Raw genomic sequence first — 20,935 nt, 5'->3', positions numbered from 1 at the left:
CGAGGTCTGGATGAAGAAGCTTTCAACACTGCTGGCCGGCCTGCTGCTGGCCGTAGGCCTGGCAAGTACTGACAGTGCCGCTTCGGCAGAACAACGCCCACCCATCCATTTTGGTGCCATCGGCTGGGAAAGCGGCGCCCTCACTACCGAAATCCTGCGGCTGATCGTGGAACGCGGTTATGGCTACCCTACAGACACCCTGCCCGGCAGCACGGTCAGCATGGAGGTGGCCCTGGCCCGCAACGACCTGCAAGTGATCGCCGAAGAGTGGGCCGGACGCAGCCCGGCGTGGGTCAAAGCCGAGCAGGCAGGCCAGGTATTCGCACTGGGTGATACGGTGAAGAACGCCGAAGAAGGCTGGTGGGTGCCTGCGTATGTGATCGAGGGCGACGCCGCTCGCAAACTGAAGCCCATGGCGCCCGAATTGCGCCATGTCGACGACCTCAAGCGTTACCCGCAGGTATTTCGTGACCCCGAGTCGCCCGACAAAGGTCGCTTCCTGAACAGCCCCACTGGCTGGACATCGGAAACGGTCAACAGCCAGAAGCTCAAGGCATACGGCCTGGACAACCTGTACACCAACTTCCGCAGTGGCTCCGGTGCTGCGATGGATGCCGAAATCGGCTCAGCCATCCGCCGTGGCCAGCCGGTGTTGTTCTACTACTGGAACCCGACCCCATTGATGGGGCGCTACAAGCTCATACGGCTTGAAGAACCACCGTTCGATGCCCAGGCCTGGGCCACCCTCACCGATGCCAGCAACCCCAACCCGCAGGGCAGCCGTTCGCTGCCGGCAAAGTTGTCGATTGGTGTGTCCAAAGCCTTCCGTGAAGGCTACCCGGACCTGGTGACGGTGTTCGAACAGGTCGACTTGCCGATCGACCGGCTCAACAAGGCGCTGGCCGACATGAGCGAAAAACGCACGCCGCCGCGCGATGCCGCCCTCGCCTTCCTGCGTGACAACCGTGACGTCTGGAAGGCCTGGCTACCCAGTGAAGTCGCCGCCAGGGTCGAGGGCAGCCTGTGAGCAACGGCTTCCCGCAAGCCTTGCAGTTTTCCTTTGCCGACAGCGTCAACCGGTTGGTCGATTGGCTGGTGCTGAACTACGGCGATCATTTGCGTAGTGTTTCCGACCAGTTGCTGCAACTGCTGGTAGGCCTGGAAAACCTGCTGCGCCTGTTGCCGTGGTGGCTGTTGTTGCTGCTGGTAGGCGTGCTGGCCTGGCACGCCAGCCGAAGCCTGCTGCGCAGTGCGGTACTGGTGTCGCTGCTGGCCCTGATCGGCATGCTCGGGCTGTGGGACAAACTGCTGCAAACCTTGGCCTTGGTGCTGGTGAGTACCGGCCTGTGCGTGCTGGTGGGCGTGCCGCTGGGCATTCTGCTGGCTGCCCGGCCACTGGCGAAGCGGCTGTTGTTGCCGGTGCTGGATGTGATGCAGACGCTGCCTGCTTTCGTTTACCTGATCCCGGTGCTGATGCTGTTCGGCCTGGGCAAGGTGCCCGCCGTGTTTGCCACACTGATCTACGCCCTGCCGCCGTTGGTGCGATTGACCGAACTGGGCCTGAGCCAGATCGACCCCTCGCTGCTACAGGCCGCGCACGGTCTGGGGGCCAGCCGCTGGCAACGCTTGCGGCGCATTGCCCTTCCGCTGGCGCTGCCGAGCATCATGGCCGGGCTGAACCAGTCGGTAATGATGGCCCTGTCAATGGTGGTGATGGCTTCGATGATCGGCGCCCGCGGGTTGGGTGAGGATGTACTGATGGGGATCCAGACGCTGAATGTGGGGCAAGGTGTGGAGGCCGGGCTGGCAATTGTCGCGTTGGCCATGGTGATTGACCGGATCAGCCAGGCGTACGGGCGCAACGGGCACTGAAGAGTGTTGCCGGCGATAGGGCCGGGCCTGACAATGCAGCTCTGTCAGCTTGAAACCGGACCTCATCCGCATGTCCCTCAAAGCCCTGCGCACCCTGGTAACCATCGCCCGCCATGGCACCTTCGCCCGCGCCGCCGACCTGCTCAGCCTCACACCTTCGGCAGTGAGCCTGCACATCAAAACCCTTGAAGACGAATTGCAGGTGACCTTGTTCGACCGCAGCCGTCGGCAGGTGGTACTGACCGAGGCCGGCCAGTTGGCCGTGGCGCGTGCCGAAACCATCCTGGGCGCCTATGACGAACTGGCCGACGCCCTGGCCAGTGGCCCTGGCCTGCGTGGCCGCCTGCGCCTGGGGGCCATCCACACGGTGCTGGCGCGGCGCCTGCCCAAGGCGCTGGTCTGGATCAAGACCCACCATCCGCAATTGCATATCAGCGTGGCGTCGGGGATGTCGGCGGAACTGGCGCGGCGCGTGGAGGACGGCGAACTCGATGCAGCGATCACCACCGAGCCGGTCAGCCCCTACCCGCAAAGCCTGGACTTCACACCGTTGTTCGAGGACCGCTTCTGGGCCATCGCCAGCCCGGAACTGGCCGGGCACGGTGTAGCCGAGTTGCTGGCCAGCCAACCGTTCCTGCGCTTCGACAAACGCGCCTGGGCCGGGCGGCAGATCGAGCAGGAACTGCGCCGCCAGCATCTGCAGGTGAGCGAGCAAATGGAGCTGGACAGCCAGGAGGCCCTGGCGCGCATGGCCGTGATGGGCCTGGGCGTGGCGATCATCCCCATGGCGGATGACGACCTGCAACGCCTGCCGCCCGCCACCTGCCTGCCGTTTGGCGAACCGCAACTGACCCGGCGGGTGGTGTTGCTGGAGCATGAGAAAAGCCAGCGGCGGCATTTAAGTGCGGTGCTGAAGACGGCCTTGGAAGCGTGAGCGCCAACGGGCGCCGTCGCCTCAACAATGCATTTTTTCTCAACAGTCAGTGCAGAAAACAACGTTTTTACAAACCCTTTCTCACCCGTAGTCTGTGCGCGTACCCGACCACGGAACGTCGAACATGCTCCCGTTGCTGCTGACCACCCTGCTACCGATCATCCTGCTGATTGCCCTGGGCACCTTCCTGCGCCTTCGCGGCTTTTTGGCCGAAAGCTTCTGGCCGGGTGCCGAACGCCTGAGCTACTACGTATTGCTTCCCTCGTTGTTCCTGCACGGCCTGGCCACGGCTAACCTCGACGGCGTGCCAGTGCTGGGGATGGTCGGTGCGCTGATGCTGTCGACCCTGGCCGGGGCGCTGCTACTGGTGCTGTACCAAGGCGCTGTGAGCCACGATGGCGCCGATTTCACGTCGGTCTTCCAGGGCGGTATCCGCTTCAACAACTACATTGGCGCCACACTGGCCGCCGGCATCTACGGCAGCGCCGGCATCGCCCTGGCCGCAGTGGCCAATGCCGCCATCGTGCCCTTGGTCAACCTACTGTGCGTGCTGGTGTTTGCCCGCTTCAGCGCCCGCCACAGTTCACCGGCCACGGTGCTGAGGGCGATTTTCGCCAACCCGTTGATCGTCGGTTGCGCGGGCGGCTTACTGCTGCGGGTGACGGGGCTGGGCCTGCCGCCCGGCATCGAACCCACGGTCAAGGCGCTGGGCCAGGCCGCCCTGCCGATGGGCCTGCTGTGCGTTGGCGCGGCACTGGGTGGCGCCAGCCTGGGCCAGCAGGTGCGACCGTTGATGGCCGCCTCGGCGTTCAAGTTCCTGGTCATGCCGCTGACCACCTGGGGCTTGTGCCGCCTGGTTGGCCTGAGTGGCCAGGCAGCGGTCGTGGCGGTGCTGTTCCAGGCCCTGCCTACCGCCTCTTCGTCCTACGTGATGGCCCGGCAAATGGGTGGCAACGCCCCGCTGATGGCCACCATCATTGCCCTGCAGACAGTGGCCGCCGCAGCCACCCTGCCTTTGGTACTAATGCTTACGCTTGGCTAGACTTGTATCAGCCCCTCTTTCGGAAGCTTGCCCATGCGCCTTGCCTGGATCCTGATCGGCTTGACCTCGGCCCTGCTCGCAGGCCCCTTGCACGCAGCCGACACCGCCATGGCCGCAGTGGCTGAAGACAAGGCCGAAGTGCTTGAAGAAAAGGTGGTGGAAGACGCCCCTCCTCCCAAGAAAGCAGAAAAACTGACCCCAGGTGAAGCCCAGGCGGTCGATCCCGCCGGCCAGGCACCGCTGGACGACAGCATCACCTGCCTGGCCCGCACCATCTACTGGGAAGCCAAGGGCGCCGACGCCGAAGACATGTCGGCTGTGGCCAGTGTGGTGCTCAACCGCCTGGGCCACGATGGCTTCCCCGATACCATCTGCGGCGTGGTCAAACAGGGCGTGGAAACCAAGGCGTGCCAGTTTTCCTGGTGGTGCGACGGGCGCCCGGACCAGGTCGAGGAAGCGCAACGCTACGGTGTGGCCAAGGAAATCGCGCGCAAGGCGCTTAACCAACAGTTGAAAGACCCCACCGGCGGCGCCCTGTACTTCCACGACCGCACCGTGCATCCCGACTGGGCCAAGACCTACCGCAAGACGGCGCAGACCACGCATTTCCTGTTCTATAAGCCGAATCAGGCGTTGGCCCGTTGATGCGGTACCGAGCAATCAGAAACCGATGCTACCTGAAAACTTGACCAGCCGTGGGTCACCCTGGGCTACCTGGGAGGTTGGGAACAGTTGGGGTTTGAGGATTGTTTCTAGCCAATGTTACGAATGATTACCAAGTAATCGCACTTTTGTGCCGACCAGTGGTCTACTCCCTCTTTTGCCGCCCGCAACGATTGCCGGCGTTTCATTGCTTTGCACCCGCCAGGGGCCAAAAGCCCCGGGCTTGTGTAGGATGAGCAGCGCATACCACGACGCTGCCAGTCATAGGGAGATCCACATGCGCGTCCTGTCATCCGTTGCCGCCTTGTCGCTGGGCCTTGTCGTATCGACCGGGGCACTGGCTGTCACCGGCGAAGAGGCGCAACTGATCGATTCGATCAATGTCTACCGCAGCCAGGCCCAGCCCTGCGGTGGCGAGGCGTCGCTGGAGCTGCCGCCGCTCAACAGCGACACCCGCCTGGCGCTGTCGCCAGAAGGCACCCGTGACCTGCAGCAGGCCATGACCCGCGCCGCCTACCCCATGGTCAACGTTCAGGCCATCAGCCTGTCGGGGCCACGCGATGCGCGCGCTGCCATGCACGCCATCGAAGAAAGCTTTTGCCAGGTGGTGCTCGACCCGCAGTTCGTCGATATCGGCGTCAGCCAGGAGGGCCGCGACTGGCGCATCGTACTGGCCCGCCCACTGCTCAGCGGCCGCCTGGGTGACTGGCAGGCCGAAGGGCAGAAGGTGCTGCAGGAAATCAACGCCGCGCGCAAGGTGCCGCGCCAATGCGGTGGCCACCCCTTCGCCGCCGCCCCCGCCCTGAGCTGGAGCACGGCACTGGCCGGCGTCGCCGCCAGCCACACACGGGCCATGGCCAACCAGAACTTCTTCGACCACATCGACAAGGAAGGCCGTACCCCGGGTGACCGGGCGGAACTGGCGGGTTACCTGTATCAGCAGATTGGAGAGAACATTGCGGCCGGGCGTGATACCGCGCACAAGGTAGTCGAAGGCTGGCTGCAGAGCCCTGGGCATTGCGCCACGCTGATGAACCCGGACTTCCGTGAATTGGGTGCGGCTTATGCGGTGGACCCTAAGAGTGATGCAGGGATCTACTGGACGGGTTTGTTCGGGACACCGCAGTAAGCGCTTCCACAAGGATGTGCACCGAGTTTCATCCTGGATGATTGCCTGCTCGCAACGCCAAGGCCGTACACCCAAATCGCCGCCGCACGCATTTACCCAGGTAACTGGCATCGCCCAGCCCTACTTCATCGGCAATCTGCGCCAGGCTGTGGCTGGAATTGAGCAAGCGCCAGCGCGCCTGCTGCAAGCGCATCTCCAGCCACCAGGCCTTGGCGCTCATGCCATGGCTGGCCTGAAACTGGCGGTCGAGCTGACGCCGGCTGATGCCCAGTTCAGCCGCCAGTTGCTCCAATGCCAGCGGCGTAGCCAGGTGATGGCGCATCAAAGCTTGTGCCCGCTGCACCTGCCGCCCCTGCCCGGCGGCCAGTTCAAGCGAGCGTAGCGCATGGCGGCTGTCGCGGGTTTCGTCCACCAGCATGTCGGCCAGCCCTTTGAGCGCCCGGGTTCGCCCGCAGGCCTGTGACAACAACGCCACCGCCAGGTCGATAGCCGCCGTACCACCTGCGCAGGTGATACGGCTGCCGTCGATGCAATACAGCTGCTCACGCAACACCTGCAACTGCGGGAATGCTGCACGAAACTCGGCTTCGTGGCGCCAGTGCACCACCACCTTGTGCCCTTGCAACAGCCCGCAGGCAGCCAGCAGGAAGGCGCCGTTGTCGACCCCTACCAGCTTGACCCCGGCTTTGCCGGCCCGCCTGAGCAAGGCCTGGTAGCGCGGCGCCAACGCGGCAGTGGCCATGGCATTGCGCCCGCCGAACACGACCAGATAGTCGAAACGGGTCAGATCGACCTGGTCGGCATCGGCCTCGACCTGCACCACCGCGCCACTGCTCGATGGCACCGGGTCGAGGCTGAGCCCTGCCACGGTCCAGCTGCAGTAGCGCTGCTGACTGTAGTCTTCGTCATCGGCGCTGAAGCGCAACTTGTCGAGAAAGGCGCCGAACGGCAACAGGGCAAAATCCGGTAACGGCAGGATCAGCAAACGGATATCAGGCAGCATGGTGTTGCGTCCAGAAACGACTGTTCAATGTCTAGATACTACCCTTCATGGGCGCAGTTCGCGCCATAAACTGGCCCCCTCCACACCAACAAGGCACTTGCGCAAATGGCACTCGACACCTGGCTCATTTACCTGCTGGCCAGCATTGGCCTGTCACTGACCCCAGGCCCCAACAGCTTGCTGGCCCTGACCCATGGTGCCCTGTACGGCGCCCGGCGAACGTTGTTCACGATCGTTGGCGGGGTGTTCGGCTTCAGCGCCCTCATCGCCCTGGCGATGTTTGGCCTCAGTGCCTTGCTGCAAACCTCGGCCTCGGTGCTGAGTGTGTTGAAATGGGTGGGGGGTGCTTATCTGGTCTGGTTGGGTATCCAGCTGTGGCGCAGCCCGGGGCTGCACCTGGAACTGAACGAGCGCAGCGCTCGGCTTGGCAATGCCGGCCTGTTCCGCCAAGGCCTGTTGTCGGCCATGGCCAACCCCAAGGTGCTGCTGTTCTATGGGGCCTTTCTGCCGCAGTTCATCGACCCGCAACGCGGCTTGATGCTGCAGTTCGTGGTGATGGCAACGACCTTCGCCAGCGTCGAGTTCCTGGTCGAGTACCTGCTGGCGCGGTTGGCATTTCGTATTCGGCCTTGGCTGGCCAAGGGGGGGAAGGGTTTCAACCGTTGCTGCGGCAGCCTGTTTGCCCTGATCGGTGTGGCGCTGCCGCTTGGCCGATGACGCCCCTTGTCAGTTGCCCCGGGCCTTGAACAGGAACACCAGCAATGCGAGGCAGGGCAAGCCTGCGCCCACCAGTGCCACCCCCTGCCAGCCGAGCTGGCTGAACAGCGCACTGGCTACCGCCGAACCCAGTGCCCCGCCCAGGAAGATGCTGGTCATGTACACCGCGTTCAACCGCCCCCGGCTGGCCGGGTCCAGGGCATACACTTCGCGCTGGCCAATGACCATGTTCATCTGCACCGCAAAATCCAGCAGCACACCGGTAAGCCCCAGGCCAATCACGCTGTAACCCGGCGCCGTCAGCCCCAGCAACAAGGCCGCCGGTGCCAGCAGCAGGGCCAGCAGCGAGCCGGCCCGAGCGTGCCCGGCATCGGCCAGGCGGCCAGCCAAGGGCGCGGCAACGGCCCCCACCGCCCCCACCAGGGCAAACACGGCAATCTGGCTCTGCGACAGGCCATGCTCACCCGCCAACGCCATCGGCACGGCTGTCCAGTACAGGCTGAACGCTGCAAACATCAGTGCCTGGTACAACGAGCGTTGGCGCAGCAGCGGATAACGGCGCAGCAGGGTAAGCAGCGACAGCATCAGCCCGGCATAGCTGGCCTTGTGCGCAGGCCGACGCTGCGGCAGGGTCAGCGCCAGCAGCAGGATGATCGCCAGCATCACCCCGGCGGCGCCAATGAACACGGCGCGCCAGCCGAAGTGGTCGGCCACCAGGCTGGACAACGGCCGCGCCAGCAGGATACCCAGCAACAGGCCGCCCATGATGTTGCCCACTACCCGGCCACGCTGCGCCTCTGGCGCCAAGTGCGCTGCCAGTGGAATGAGCATCTGCACCGCCACTGAGCTGAACCCGATCAACAGCGCATAGCCCAGGAACAGCTGGCCCTGGCCGCTGCTGCTGGTGCCCGCCAACAGCAGGCTGACGCAAGCCAGCACAGCGGTGCCGACCATCAACCGGCGGTTTTCCAAGAGGTCGGCCAGCGGCACCAGCAACAGCAGGCCCAGGGCGTAACCCAACTGGGTGAGAGACACGATCAGGCTGGCATGTTCGGTGGACAGCCCAAGGTCCGGTGCGATCAAGCCGACAATGGGCTGGGCGTAATAGATGTTGGCAACGATTGCGCCACAGCAGAACGCCAGCAGCACGACCAGGGCCCGGCTCAGGCCGGTGGCTGCGGGCTGCGCGGCGGCAAGGGAGGGATTCATGCGAGGTTCCTCGGCAAGGAGTGGAGTATGCCGGCTACCTTACCCAGACGTCTCAGTGCAGAGAATCCGCTGCTGGCGCAACGCGGCTTTGCACACCGCGCAATGCCGCGCCTACCGCTCCATCAACGCTGCGCAAAAGTCGATGAACGCATTCACCCGCCGCGAGCCACGGTGGTTGGGCAGGTACAGGGCGTTGATGCTGTTGTTGGCCATGCCTGGGCTGACCTGCCAGTCGGGCAACACCCGCTGCAAACGCCCGGCCTGCACATCCTCGTGTACCAGCCAATCGGCCAGCAGTGCGATGCCGCTGCCCGCCAGCGCGGTTTCACGCAACATGTCGGCATTGGCGCTGCGCAACGGCCCGGTTACGTTCAGCTCCAGGCTGTCCTGCCCGCGCGCCAGGCGCCAGGGCCGTGCCTTTTGCCCATAACGGAAGCGCAGGCAGGCGTGCTCCAACAGTTGCCGGGGGTGATGCAGCGGGTCACGCCCGGCCAGGTATGCCGGGCTGGCCACCAGCCACCGCTCGAAGCGGCCAAGTTGGCGACACACCAGTTCGTCATTGGGCGAGGGGTCGCCCAGGCGAATCGACAGGTCATAACGGCCGTCCAGCAGGTCATCCAGCCGGTCGCTGAGGTCGATATCCAGCTCCAACGCCGGGTGCCGCGCCAGAAACGGCCCCAGGTGCGGGGCGATGACCCGCCTGCCGAACTCCACCGGCAGGCACAGCCTCAAGACACCGACAGGCTCCTCGCCACGGTCGGCAACACTGGCATCGGCCTCGTCCAGCGCCTCGAAAATGCTGCGGGCCCGCTCATAGTACCGGGCTCCGGCCTCGGTCAGGCTGACCTGGCGCGTCGAGCGATTGAGCAACGAAGCACCCACGGCCGTTTCCAGGGCATCAACCAGGCGGGTTACCGACGACGTCGCCAACCCAAGCCTGCGTGCAGCCGCAGAAAAGCCCTGAGCATCGACGGTAGCTACGAACATTTTCATCGCCAGGAGTTTGTCCATCTGCTGCACGTCTTCCAAAACTCAGAAAGTTCTTACAAACCGCAGGGCGGGTCAAGAAACGCGCTACGCGGCGATAGCGTCCATAGTGGAACAACTCCCATTCAAGCGAGGCTTCCCATGACACCCGGTAACCTGCTGACTGCCCTGCCACCGTGCGACCCTACCAGCGCCGAATGTATCGATGAACTGCTCAGCCGCCCAGGCCTGCGCGTGGAGCGTATCGTCTCCAGCGGCCAGGCCAGCCCGCCCGGGTTCTGGTACGACCAGGCCGAAGGCGAGTGGATCGTGCTGCTCAGTGGTGCTGCCGGCCTGCGTTTCGAACATGAGCAGCACACCCGCCTGCTGAAGCCGGGCGATTGCCTGGACATCCCGCCGCACTACCGCCACCGCGTGGAGTGGACTGCACCCGGAATGGCGACTGTCTGGCTCGCCGTTTTTTACAGCAGCAGCGTGCCTTGGCCGGTGTGACTATGGCCAAACGCCAACTCGACCAACGTATGAATACAAAATTATTAGCCAACCTGAACATATCGTTTAATGCATTTTTAAGCACATGTTCTAGAATTTTAGCCACATCTTCGCAAACTCAGCCCTGCGACAATCAGCCTCACAAAATTATGTACCAACTTGTTAATTAGCAAGCTAAGGGCTTAGACTGCGCACATTCCACCTGCTGAGATCCCTGGCATGAAAGAAACACCGCGCGCCTCTGGCGCCACAAACATCCTCCTGGTTGGCCTGGGCGTGATCATCGCCCTGCTCGGCCTCCTCCTTGCTGCTGGCGGCGTCAAGCTGGCCGGCCTGGGCGGTTCCTGGTACTTCCTGATCGGCGGCCTGGCCATGGCCATCGCCGGTGTGCTGATTGCCCGGCGCAAGCAGGCCGGTGCCTGGCTGTACGCGGCATTCCTGGTGGGTACCGCCGCCTGGGCGCTGATCGACGCCGGCCTGGTGTTCTGGCCGCTGTTCTCGCGCCTGTTCATGTTCGGCGCAATCGGCATGGTCGTAGCGTTGGTCTACCCGCTGCTGGCGCGTGCCAACGGCGCCAGCGCCGGCCGTGGTGCCTACGGCGTTGCCGGGGTGATGGCCGTGGTGCTGGTGATCGCCGCCGGCAACATGTTCGTTGCCCACCCAAGCGTTGCCCCCACTGGCAACGGCCCGGGCATGACCCCGGTCGAAGATGGCAAGCAGCAGAAAGACTGGGCCCACTACGGCAACACCGAAGGTGGCAGCCGCTTCGCCGCGCTGGACCAGATCAACCGCGACAACGTCAACAAGCTGAAAGTGGCCTGGACCTACCGCACCGGTGACGTGGCCATCAGTGACGGCAACGGTGCCGAAGACCAGCTGACCCCGCTGCAGATCGGCAACAAGGTGTTCATCTGCACCCCGCACAACAACCTGATCGCCCTGGATGCCGACACCGGCAAAGAGCTGTGGAAGAACGCAATCAACGCCCAGTCCAAGGTCTGGCAGCGTTGCCGTGGCATGGCATACTTCGATGCCACGGTCGCCATCGCCCAGCCGACCCAGCCGAACAGCTCGCCGATCACGGTGGCAAGCGTGCCGGCCGGTGCCAACTGCCAGCGTCGCCTGCTGACCAACACCATCGACGGCCGACTGATTGCTGTGGACGCCGACAACGGCGAGTTCTGCCAAGGCTTCGGCAACAACGGCCAGGTGGACCTGAAAGCGGGCCTGGGCAACGTACCGGACTCTTACTACCAGCTGTCCTCGGCACCGCTGATGGCCGGCACTACCGTGGTGGTCGGCGGCCGTGTAGCCGACAACGTCCAGACGGACATGCCAGGCGGCGTGATCCGTGGTTTCGACGTAATCACCGGTGAAATGCGCTGGGCCTTCGACCCGGGCAACCCGGAAGATCGCCAGGCCCCCCAGGGCGACAGCACCTACGTGCGCAGCACCCCGAACAGCTGGGCACCGATGTCCTACGACCCGGCGATGAACACCGTGTTCCTGCCGATGGGCTCGTCGTCCACCGACATCTATGGCGTTGAACGCAGCAAACTGGACCACACCTACGGCGCTTCGGTGCTGGCCCTGGACGCCACCACCGGCAACCAGAAGTGGGTATTCCAGACCGTTCACAACGACCTGTGGGACTTCGACCTGCCCATGCAGCCGAGCTTGATCGACTTCACCAAGGACGACGGCCAGTCGGTACCTGCGGTGGTGATCGGCACCAAGGCCGGGCAGATCTACGTGCTCGACCGCGCCACCGGCAAGCCGCTGACCCAGGTCGACGAAGTACCGGTCAAGCCAAGCAACATTCCGAACGAGCCGTACTCCCCGACCCAGCCAAAATCGGTGGGTATGCCGCAGATCGGCGCACAAACCCTGACCGAGTCGGACATGTGGGGCGCCACCCCGTATGACCAGCTGCTGTGCCGCATCGACTTCAAGAAAATGCGCTATGACGGCCTGTACACCGCGCCAGGCACCGACCTGTCGCTGAGTTTCCCGGGTTCGCTGGGTGGCATGAACTGGGGCAGCATCTCCACCGACCCGGTGCATGGTTTCATCTTCGTCAACGACATGCGCCTGGGCCTGTGGATCCAGATGATCCCGTCGCAGAACAAGGGTGGCGCGGCGTCCGGTGGCGAAGCACTGAACACTGGCATGGGCGCTGTACCGCTCAAGGGCACCCCGTATGCGGTGAACAAGAACCGCTTCCTGTCGGTCGCCGGCATTCCGTGCCAGGCCCCGCCGTTCGGCACCCTGACCGCTATCGACATGAAGACCCGTCAGGTGGCCTGGCAGGTTCCGGTGGGCACTGTTGAAGACACCGGCCCGCTCGGCATCCGCATGCACCTGCCGATCAAGATCGGCCTGCCAACCCTGGGCGGCACCCTGTCGACCCAAGGCGGCCTGGTGTTCATCGCCGGTACCCAGGACTTCTACCTGCGCGCCTACGACAGCAGCAACGGTAACGAAATCTGGAAGGCCCGCCTGCCAGTGGGCAGCCAGGGCGGCCCGATGACCTACGTCTCGCCGAAGACCGGCAAGCAGTACGTGGTGATCACTGCTGGCGGTGCGCGCCAGTCGACTGACCGTGGCGACTACGTGATTTCTTACGCACTGCCGTAAGACCGCGTCGCCTGCATCGCCGGCAAGTCAGCTCCCACAGGATCGCGCCACCTGCAAATAGGGTGGGGACCTGTGGGAGCTGGCTTGCCGGCGATGAGGCCCTGAATAACAACCGAGATTTAGCAATGCCATCCGCAATCCGCATCACCCCCACCCTGCTGCTGGCCCTGGCCAGCACCACCGCCCTGGCCGACGGCGACCTCATGACCCGCAGCACCCTGACCGGTGACTGGGGTGGCCTGCGCCATCAGCTGGAAGACGACGGCGTCAAGTTCACCGGCGACTACAGCGGCGAAACCGCCTACAACGCTCACGGTGGCCTGCACCGCTCGGCGCGTTACTCGCAGAACCTGAAGCTGGGTGTGCAGTTTGACCTGTCCAAATTGTATGGCCTGGACAACGGTGGCAAGGTCCAGCTGACCATCAACGACCGTCGCGGCAACAGCGCCTCGGAAGACCTGGTCGGCAACCGCCTGCCAATCCAGGAAAACTTCGGTGGCCTGTATACCCGCCTGACCGAGCTGAGTTACGAGCGCACCCTGTTCACCCCGGCACTCAACGTCAAACTGGGCTACATGGCCATGGGTAACGACCTGGGCGGCCTGGACAGCGGCATCCTGTGCAACTTCATGAACGCCGGCTTCTGCGGCCACCCGCTGAACATGTCGGGTGGCAGTGGCTGGACCAACTACCCCAATGCCCACCTGGGCGTGCGGGTGAAGTATGACCTTTCGCCTGCCTGGCAACTGCGCGTGGCAGCGTTCAACGTCGACCCCGAGAGCAATGGCAACTCCAGCCGTGCCTGGCACCTTGGCCCCAAGCACACCACGGGCACCGTGGTGCCGGTGGAGCTGGTGTACAAGCTGCAGGGTGAACTGCCGGGCGAGTACAAGCTGGGCTACTACTACGACAGCTCCGACGTGAAACGCATCGGCAGCGATGATGAAGTGTCCGGCCGTGGCGGCCATTACCTGCTGGTTGACCAGGCGGTGTGGAACGACCAAGGCTCGCCAGGGCGCAGCCTGCATGCCTTCGGCCAGTACTCGGCGTCGAGCAAGGCTGCCTCGCCGTTCACCAAGTGGTATGGCGCCGGCGTGGTGCTGTACAAGCCGTTCGAAGGCCGCCCGAAAGACACCCTGGCGCTGGGTTATGGCCGTGCCGTGCCCAACCCGCGCAGCCGCGATGTGCTGGAGGATGCCGCCTTCAATGCCGGCCAGCAGTTCCCCGACATCGACAGCGCCGAGCAACTGATCGAACTGAGCTACGGCTACCAGGCCACACCTTGGCTGAACCTGCGCCCGGATGTGCAATACATCATCGAGCCTGGGGCGTTTTCCGGGAAGGACATCGACAACGCGTTGGTGGTTGGCCTGCAGGTCAAGGCCAGTTTCTAACTTGAAAAGGGCCGCGTTGCGGCCCATTTTCGGTCAATGCTGCCTGAGGTAATCCACCAACCTCAGCAGCATGGCATCACAGCCCTGCAACTGCTCGACACTGACAAACTCATCCGGCTTGTGCCCCTGGTCCATGCTGCCAGGCCCGCACACCACGGTCGGGATACCTGCCTGGTTGAACAACCCGCCTTCGGTACCAAACGCCACCGTACCGAATTCATCGGTACCACTGAGCAACGCCACCAGCTGCGCCGCCTCACTGTCGGCAGGTGTCGCCAGCCCCGGATAGGCGCTCAGGGGCGCCAGGCGAATATCACTGGCCGCATTGACCTTGCGCATACGTGGCAGCAACTCGGCTTCTGCATAAGACTGCAACTGGTCGGCCACTGCCTGCGCCTCGAACCCCGGCAAGGCCCGCACTTCGAAGTCGAACTCGCACTCCGCCGGCACGATGTTCAGTGCCCTGCCCCCTTTGATCACCCCGGTCTGCACCGTCGAGAAAGGCGGGTCGAAGCGCTCGTCGTGATGCTGCGGCAAGGCCAGGGCGTCACCGATGTCAGCCAGTTTGCCAATCAGCTTCGCCGCATACTCGATGGCATTCACGCCATAGGGCGCATAGGCCGAGTGGCAGGCCGCGCCATGGACTTGGCAGCGCATCGCCAACTTGCCCTTGTGCCCCAGTACCGGCTTAAGCTCGGTGGGTTCGCCAATCAGGCACAGCCGTGGGGTGTGCGGGCGCTGCGCCAACGCGGCCAGCATCGAGCGCACCCCCAGGCAGCCCACTTCCTCGTCATAGGAGAATGCCAGGTGCACCGGCATACGCAGAGGCTGGGCGAGGAACGCGGGCACGGCGGCCAGCACCGAAGCGATGAAGCCTTTCATGTCGGCCGTGCCACGGCCATACAGGCGCCCGTCACGTTCGCTCAGGGCAAACGGCTCGACGGTCCAGGCCTGCCCATCCACCGGTACCACATCGGTGTGCCCCGACAACACCACGCCGCCAACGTTTTGGGGGCCGATGGTGGCGAACAGGTTGGCCTTGGTGCCCTCCGGGTTGTGAAACAGCTCGCACTCCACCCCCAGCTCGGCCAGGTAATCGCGGATGAAGCCGATCAACTCAAGGTTGGAGTCCCTGCTGACCGTAGCAAAGCCGATCAGCCGGGCCAGTAGCGCGCGGCTGGCAAATTCACTCATCGCCCGGCACCCCATAGCTGGGTGCAGCGGTCGGGTTAAGGGCACGGGTGACGTAATCCTGCATCTGTGGGCGATAGGCCTGCCAAAGGCCGTCGAGCACGCCGATCGGGTCGGTATCAGCCCAGTCCACGCGCAGGTCCACCAATGGCCAGGTCAACTCGCCGGCAATTTTCAACGCCGCCGAGTGCACCGGCCCGGCTTCACCACCCGCAGCCATCGCCGCGTGCATGGCTGCCAGCAAGCGGTCTGCCAGGTGGCCGCCAGCCTGCTCGAACGCCACGACCATTGCTTCGATCACCTGGGTCGAGGACAGCAGGTTACCCGCCGCCGCGCACTGTTCACCGGCAACGGCGTTGTACGTGCCCAATGCCTCTCGCCCGGTAAACAGCGCCACCTGCCCTTGGCTGTCGATCACGGTGACCTGGCGGTACTCGCTCCAGCCATTGGCGCTGAGCACCCGGTCCAGCGCGGCGGCGGGTGGCAACTGGCCCTGTTCAAGGGCATCGAGAATCTGCGGGCCCAGTGCCGGCAAGGTGATGTTCTGGGTGGAAACGGCGCCAACACCGGCACGCACCCAAGGGCAACGGGCACCCACGGCAATGCTCGACGAACTGATGGCGATGCCGACCTGGCCGGTTTCCTGGCAGCGGCCAATGATGGAGAAGGTCATGGTGATGCTCCTGTTGTCCTGTGCGATGCAGGGCATTCTGGGTGGAACCTTCCGGTAGGCGAAACCAACTTTTTCCGAGGGGTTAGGCAGGAAAAAACTTGGCTGAGGCAGAGATCGAGCGCCGCCCGCGCGGCGCATCGCGAGCTGCGCTCGCTCCTACGTTTGTTTCGGGCCAGTTTCTCCTGTGCGAGGCCACAGAACTCGGGGCCTTCGCCGTTTTATCGGCAAGCACCAGCTAAATACTATTTTCGCCATTTGCATCGCATCCCTAGTCTGGCCCCAGGCAACGGCGGTCCTCCAAACCGACCTGACAAAAACCGCCTGAACAAGGGCTCGGACATGACACTGAACAACCTCGAAATCGACACCCTCGTCGTCGGCGCCGGCCAGGCCGGCGTGGCCATGAGCGAACACCTGAACAAGCTTGGCGTGCCGCACCTGGTGCTGGAGCGTAACCGCATCGCCGAAGCGTGGCGCACTGGCCGCTGGGACTCGCTGGTCGCCAACGGCCCGGTCTGGCACGACCGCTTCCCGGGCCTTGAATTCAACCTCGACGCTGACGCCTTCGCCGGCAAGGACCAGGTGGCTGACTACTTCGAGCAGTACGTACGCAAGTACAACCTGCCTGTGCGCACCGGTATTGAAGTAAAGCGCGTGGTGCGCAACAGCGACCGCCCTGGCTTTACCATCGAAACCAATGAAGGCGTGATTCGCGCCAACCGTGTGGTTGCTGCAACCGGCCCGTTCCAGAAGCCGGTGATCCCCGCCATTGCGCCAAAGGACAGCAACCTGCACCAGATCCATTCCGCCGCCTACTACAACCCTCAGCAACTGCCAGAAGGCGCAGTGCTGGTGGTAGGGGCCGGCTCCTCTGGCGTGCAAATCGCCGAAGAGCTGATGCGTGCGGGCCGTCAGGTGTACCTGTCGGTCGGTGCCCACGACCGCCCACCGCGTGCCTACCGCAACCGCGACTTCTGCTGGTGGCTGGGCGTGCTGGGTGAGTGGGACGCAGAAATCGCCAAGCCCGGCCGCGAGCACGTGACCATTGCCGTCAGCGGCGCCCGTGGCGGCCACACCGTAGACTTCCGCGCCCTCGCCCATCAAGGCATGACCCTGGTCGGCCTGACCCAGTCGTTCGAAAACGGCGTGGCACGCTTCCAGGACAACCTGGTCGAGAACATCAACCGTGGCGACGAAAACTACCTGGCCCTGCTGGATGCCGCCGATGCCTACATCGAACGCAACGGCCTCGACCTGCCGCAAGAGCCCGAAGCCCGCCAGCGCCTGGCCGACCCGGAATGCATGGTCAACCCGCTGCAGCAGCTGGACCTGGCCAAGGCCGGTGTCAGCAGCATCATCTGGGCCACCGGTTACGGTGTGGATTTCAGCTGGCTGCAGGTAGACACCTTCGACGCCAACGGAAAACCCCAGCACCAGCGCGGCGTAGCCCGTGAGCCCGGCGTGTACTTCCTGGGCCTGCCGTGGCTGTCGCGCCGTGGCTCGTCGTTCATCTGGGGCGTGTGGCACGACGCCAAGCACGTCGCCGGCCACATCGCCACGCAACGCACCTACCTGGCCTACCGCGACCGCGAACAGCGCGACGCGGATGAGCAGCAAGACAACACCATCAGCAACGTCAGCAACGTCAGCACCCTCGGAGCCCACTGATGCCTACTCATACCCGCATCCGCATGTTCAACACCAAGGAAACCTACCCCAACCAGACCCTGGACAACGACCTGTGCCAGGCCGTGCGGGCCGGTAACACCATTTATGTGCGCGGCCAGGTCGGTACCGACTTCGAAGGCAAGCTGGTGGGCCTGGGCGACCCTCGGGCGCAGACCGAGCAGGCGATGAAAAACGTCAAGCAACTGCTTGAAGAAGCCGGCTCGGACCTGTCGCATATCGTCAAGACCACCACTTACATCACCGACCCGCGCTTCCGCGAGCCGGTGTACAAGGAAGTGGGCAAGTGGCTCAAGGGGGTGTTCCCGATTTCCACCGGGCTGGTGGTGGCCGGGTTGGCCCAGGCCGAGTGGCTGATGGAAATCGATGTGATCGCCGTGGTGCCGGATCAGGCGTGACCGGCAACCTGCACGGCAGGTAACCCACGCCTGTCATGCAACCAGGCGTGGGTTACCTGTGCCGCCGCTTGCAGCCGCTGTGTTGCGGGCAAGCCGGCGGACGGCACCTCCACGCTGATACACAGGTCGCCGGGCAACGCCGCGAGCAACTGCGCCAGCGGCAGTTGCCCCTCCCCCGGCAACAGGCGGCCCTCACGCGCTTCCTGAATGATCAGATCGTCCGCAGGCCCCAGCAGCGGTGCATCGCACAATTGCAGCGCCCGCAGCAGGTGTGGGTTGACCCGCATGATGTCAGCCACCTGGCCACCCGAGCGGAACAGGTGCAAGGCATCGACCAGCACGCCTCCGTTGTCCTGCCCCGCCCCCATCACCACCGCGCACGCCTGTTGCAAGGTCGCCACCGGCCGCCAGCGCATGAACTCCAGGTCCACCCGCAGGCCGTGGTCACGTGCCAATTGGCACAGCGCTGCAAAGTTGCCGGTCAGGCGTGCAACATCCCGGTCGTCCCCCGACACCGTCAGGCTCGTCGCCCCCAGTTCGGCACCGGCGGCCAACAGCGCCTGGTAATCGGCAACCCGGGTTTGCGCCGTCAGCGAGACGAACTCGATGTCCGTCACACGCACGCCTTCCCCTGCCATCACTGCCCGCAGTTCACGCATGGCCTGGCTACCGGCCGCAACCGGATAAGCCTGCGCCCCCGGCATCACCGGGTGCAGGCGCAGGCCCACGGCACTGAAGCCAGCGCGCCGCGCCTCGCGCACCAAACTCACTGGCGCCAGCTCCAGCGCCGTCAGGTGCGCCACGCCCAGGCCATTCAATAGGTCGCCCTCCCACCACTGAGGTCGAACACGAAGCCGGTGGTAAAGCTGCATTCGGGGCCGGCGATCCAGCTGACCATGTTGGCAATCTCCTCCGCCTTGAGGAAGCGCCCCATGGGGATTTTGGCCTTGCTCGCGGCAATGTGCTCCGCTGTCATTTCGGCCATCAGTGGTGTCTCGACCATGGCCGGTGCCACACAGTTGAGCAGTACGCCGTCCTGCGCCAGCTCCTTGGCCGCCGCCTTGGTGAAGGCGATGACCCCGGCCTTGGCTGCCGAATAGGCCGAGATGTACTGCACGCCATCCTTCCCGGCCATGGAGGCAATGTTGACGATGCGTCCGTAGCGGTTTTCACGCATGTGCGCGATAGCGGTGCGGCAGCAATAGAACACGCCGTTCAGGTCGATGGCGATGACTTTGTCCCAGGCCTCTGGCGGGTACTCCCATGACGCCACCACCGGGCCGTTGATGCCGGCATTGTTGACCAGAATCTGCACCTGCCCCAAGCGTGCCAGCGTCTCGGCGAACGCTGCCTCTACCGAGGCCAGCGATGACACATCCACCGCCTGGCGCAGCACCGGCTCAAAGCCCTTTTCAAGGCTGTTCCAGCCATCGACAGCGAGGTCCCAGATCACCACCTGGGCGCCCGCTGCATGCAAGCGCTGGGCGATCGCCAGGCCGATGCCACGCATGCCGCCGGTGACGATTGCGGTCTGGCCTTGCAGGTACTGGCTCATTGTTTTGCTCCATTTTCGACAGTTGGAATATCCAGCAAGCGACGCAGGTCGCTGACCATGAACAGGTAGCACAGCGCCCCCAGCACGGTGATCGACGACACGAACGCCAAAGCCCAGACGAACGAGCCGGTGAGCGAAACGATGATGCCGATGGTCAGGGGCGTAACGATGCCCGCCGCGTTGGCGAACAAGTTGAACAAGCCACCACTGAGGCCCAGCAGGCCTTTCGGGGCGATATCGGAAACGATCATCCAGGCCAGCGCAGACATCCCTTGGGCGAAGTAGGCGATGCACAGAATGGTGATCACCAGTGCATCCGACTCGACGTAGTTGGCCAACACGATCACCGACGCGGTGAGCAGCCCGGCGATCACCGGCAGCTTGCGCGCCACATTCAGCGAATAGCCACGGCGCAGCAAGGCGTCGGACAGCCAGCCGCCGACCAGCGTGCCCAGCGAGGCAGCAATGAACGGCAGCACCGCTACCCAGCCGACCTTGAGCCAGGGCATGTGCCGCTCGGTCACCAGGTAAGTGGGGAACCAGGTGAGGAAAAACACGTTGGTGGAGTTGCAGGCGAACTGCCCCAGGCAGATGCCCAGCATGTTGCGGTGCTTGAGCAGCGCCGGAATCTGCGACCAGCGGAACACTGTGGCTTTCTGCCCGCCATCGACTACCCCGCCACCCGCGGCGATGTAGTCCAGCTCGGCCTGGTTGGCCGTGGTGGACTGGTGCGGCTCATGGTATTTGCGCCACCACACCAGGCCATAGAGGATGCCCATCAGGCCCACGGCCATCAGCAGAAAGCGCCAGCCATAGGCATGCAGCACCCAGAACAGCAACGGCGTCAGGAACGCCAGACCGGTGTACTCGGCAAAGGTGTAGATACCCGTTGCCCTGGCCCGCTCGCTCTGCGGGAACCAAGTGGCCACTACCCGGCTGTTGGTAGGGAAGCACGGTGCTTCGGTTACTCCCACCAGAAAGCGCATGCCCAGCAAAGACAGAAATCCCTGCGCCAGCCCTTGCAGGCCGGTGAACAGCGACCACAGCGTCAGCGCCAGCCAGTAGGTGAGTTTGGTGCCCAACCGGTCGATGAGGATGCCACCCGGGATCTGCGCGGCGGCGTAAGTCCACGAAAAGGCGGAAAAGATCACCCCCATCATCGCTGCGTTCAAGCCCAGGTCGGCACTGATGCTGGGCGCCGCAATGCCCATCACGCTACGGTCGAGGTAGTTGATCATGGTGCCGCCGGAGATCAGCGCCAGGATCGTGAAGCGGGTGCGGGTGCGTTGCTGCGCGCGCGCCGGGGTGTCGAACACCCCGAGGCTGGCGTTCTGTTCAGTGTTCATGACGGTT

General features: G+C 64.1%; 20 protein-coding genes. 12 read left to right on the top strand and 8 right to left on the bottom strand.

The window, feature by feature from the left end:
- Positions 1 to 10: 10 nt before the first annotated feature.
- From FHW75_RS18735 to FHW75_RS18710, 6 genes are all read left to right on the top strand, one after another.
- Positions 11 to 1,027, top strand: a complete 1,017-nt coding sequence (locus FHW75_RS18735) for an ABC transporter substrate-binding protein (RefSeq protein WP_019096667.1) — start codon at positions 11 to 13, stop codon at positions 1,025 to 1,027.
- Complete coding sequence (locus FHW75_RS18730) at positions 1,024 to 1,872, top strand: proline/glycine betaine ABC transporter permease (RefSeq protein WP_019096668.1); 849 nt, start codon at positions 1,024 to 1,026, stop codon at positions 1,870 to 1,872. The genes FHW75_RS18735 and FHW75_RS18730 overlap by 4 nt, the downstream gene beginning before the upstream one ends.
- Before the next feature lie 70 nt (positions 1,873 to 1,942).
- Positions 1,943 to 2,806: a LysR family transcriptional regulator gene (locus FHW75_RS18725; protein WP_016713877.1), complete on the top strand. Its 864-nt coding sequence runs from the start codon at positions 1,943 to 1,945 to the stop codon at positions 2,804 to 2,806.
- Positions 2,807 to 2,930: 124 nt separating this feature from the next.
- Complete coding sequence (locus FHW75_RS18720; RefSeq protein WP_183674215.1) at positions 2,931 to 3,848, top strand: AEC family transporter; 918 nt, start codon at positions 2,931 to 2,933, stop codon at positions 3,846 to 3,848.
- A gap of 33 nt (positions 3,849 to 3,881) precedes the next feature.
- A complete protein-coding gene (locus FHW75_RS18715) occupies positions 3,882 to 4,493 on the top strand; it encodes a cell wall hydrolase (protein WP_019096670.1) in 612 nt (203 codons plus the stop codon).
- Positions 4,494 to 4,788: 295 nt separating this feature from the next.
- Complete coding sequence (locus FHW75_RS18710) at positions 4,789 to 5,640, top strand: CAP domain-containing protein (RefSeq protein ID WP_025752580.1); 852 nt, start codon at positions 4,789 to 4,791, stop codon at positions 5,638 to 5,640.
- A gap of 28 nt (positions 5,641 to 5,668) precedes the next feature.
- Here FHW75_RS18710 and FHW75_RS18705 read toward each other — a convergent pair whose 3' ends face one another.
- Positions 5,669 to 6,643 carry a GlxA family transcriptional regulator gene (locus FHW75_RS18705; protein WP_025752582.1) on the bottom strand — a complete coding sequence of 325 codons (975 nt, stop codon included), beginning with the start codon at positions 6,641 to 6,643 and terminating at the stop codon, positions 5,669 to 5,671.
- 105 nt (positions 6,644 to 6,748) lie between these two features.
- On the opposite strand from FHW75_RS18705, the gene FHW75_RS18700 reads away from it, so the two are divergent.
- On the top strand, positions 6,749 to 7,360 hold the full coding sequence (locus FHW75_RS18700; RefSeq protein ID WP_016713873.1) for a LysE family translocator: 612 nt from the start codon (positions 6,749 to 6,751) through the stop codon (positions 7,358 to 7,360).
- Between the two features lie 9 nt (positions 7,361 to 7,369).
- Here the strand turns inward: FHW75_RS18700 and FHW75_RS18695 are convergent, their stop codons facing one another.
- A complete protein-coding gene (locus FHW75_RS18695) occupies positions 7,370 to 8,569 on the bottom strand; it encodes an MFS transporter (protein ID WP_016713872.1) in 1,200 nt (399 codons plus the stop codon).
- Positions 8,570 to 8,680: 111 nt separating this feature from the next.
- Entirely contained in the window at positions 8,681 to 9,580 is a 900-nt protein-coding gene (locus FHW75_RS18690; protein WP_025752583.1) for a LysR family transcriptional regulator, read from the bottom strand.
- Positions 9,581 to 9,697: 117 nt separating this feature from the next.
- Here FHW75_RS18690 and FHW75_RS18685 point away from each other — a divergent pair, with 117 nt between their 5' ends.
- From FHW75_RS18685 to FHW75_RS18675, 3 genes are all read left to right on the top strand, one after another.
- Positions 9,698 to 10,048 (top strand): cupin domain-containing protein, encoded by a 351-nt coding sequence (locus FHW75_RS18685; RefSeq protein ID WP_019098375.1) that lies wholly within the window; start codon positions 9,698 to 9,700, stop codon positions 10,046 to 10,048.
- Between the two features lie 219 nt (positions 10,049 to 10,267).
- Positions 10,268 to 12,685 carry a glucose/quinate/shikimate family membrane-bound PQQ-dependent dehydrogenase gene (locus FHW75_RS18680; protein ID WP_027608914.1) on the top strand — a complete coding sequence of 806 codons (2,418 nt, stop codon included), beginning with the start codon at positions 10,268 to 10,270 and terminating at the stop codon, positions 12,683 to 12,685.
- A gap of 125 nt (positions 12,686 to 12,810) precedes the next feature.
- Positions 12,811 to 14,079, top strand: a complete 1,269-nt coding sequence (locus FHW75_RS18675; RefSeq protein ID WP_016713868.1) for a carbohydrate porin — start codon at positions 12,811 to 12,813, stop codon at positions 14,077 to 14,079.
- Positions 14,080 to 14,112: 33 nt separating this feature from the next.
- Here the strand turns inward: FHW75_RS18675 and argE are convergent, their stop codons facing one another.
- Both argE and FHW75_RS18665 read right to left on the bottom strand, forming a co-directional pair.
- The gene (argE, locus tag FHW75_RS18670) at positions 14,113 to 15,273 is read right to left on the bottom strand and encodes an acetylornithine deacetylase (protein WP_019098374.1); all 1,161 of its coding nucleotides are present in this window, start codon (positions 15,271 to 15,273) and stop codon (positions 14,113 to 14,115) included.
- A complete protein-coding gene (locus FHW75_RS18665) occupies positions 15,266 to 15,943 on the bottom strand; it encodes a DUF1028 domain-containing protein (RefSeq protein ID WP_016713866.1) in 678 nt (225 codons plus the stop codon). The genes argE and FHW75_RS18665 overlap by 8 nt, the downstream gene beginning before the upstream one ends.
- 339 nt (positions 15,944 to 16,282) lie before the next feature.
- Here FHW75_RS18665 and FHW75_RS18660 point away from each other — a divergent pair, with 339 nt between their 5' ends.
- Together FHW75_RS18660 and FHW75_RS18655 are read left to right on the top strand one after the other, a co-directional pair.
- The gene (locus FHW75_RS18660) at positions 16,283 to 17,611 is read left to right on the top strand and encodes an NAD(P)/FAD-dependent oxidoreductase (protein ID WP_019098372.1); all 1,329 of its coding nucleotides are present in this window, start codon (positions 16,283 to 16,285) and stop codon (positions 17,609 to 17,611) included.
- A complete protein-coding gene (locus FHW75_RS18655; RefSeq protein WP_016713864.1) occupies positions 17,611 to 18,027 on the top strand; it encodes a RidA family protein in 417 nt (138 codons plus the stop codon). Before FHW75_RS18660 ends, FHW75_RS18655 begins: the two co-directional genes overlap by 1 nt.
- On the opposite strand, the gene FHW75_RS18650 is transcribed toward FHW75_RS18655, so the two are convergent.
- From FHW75_RS18650 to FHW75_RS18640, 3 genes are read right to left on the bottom strand one after another with little or no spacing between them, the layout of a single operon-like run.
- Positions 18,018 to 18,845 carry a sugar phosphate isomerase/epimerase gene (locus tag FHW75_RS18650; RefSeq protein WP_025752589.1) on the bottom strand — a complete coding sequence of 276 codons (828 nt, stop codon included), beginning with the start codon at positions 18,843 to 18,845 and terminating at the stop codon, positions 18,018 to 18,020. The genes FHW75_RS18655 and FHW75_RS18650 overlap by 10 nt on opposite strands.
- The gene (locus tag FHW75_RS18645; protein ID WP_016713862.1) at positions 18,842 to 19,582 is read right to left on the bottom strand and encodes an SDR family NAD(P)-dependent oxidoreductase; all 741 of its coding nucleotides are present in this window, start codon (positions 19,580 to 19,582) and stop codon (positions 18,842 to 18,844) included. Before FHW75_RS18645 ends, FHW75_RS18650 begins: the two co-directional genes overlap by 4 nt.
- Positions 19,579 to 20,928, bottom strand: coding sequence for an MFS transporter (locus FHW75_RS18640; RefSeq protein WP_183674212.1), 1,350 nt, complete (start codon positions 20,926 to 20,928; stop codon positions 19,579 to 19,581). The genes FHW75_RS18645 and FHW75_RS18640 overlap by 4 nt, the downstream gene beginning before the upstream one ends.
- Positions 20,929 to 20,935 lie beyond the last annotated feature (7 nt).

Origin of the sequence: Pseudomonas sp. OG7, assembly GCF_014192825.1 — a bacterium.
In the GTDB taxonomy this organism is placed as follows: Bacteria; Pseudomonadota; Gammaproteobacteria; order Pseudomonadales; family Pseudomonadaceae; genus Aquipseudomonas; species Aquipseudomonas monteilii.
Note: the sequence above shows the minus strand (reverse complement) of the source record. Positions and strands in the feature narration are given on the sequence as shown.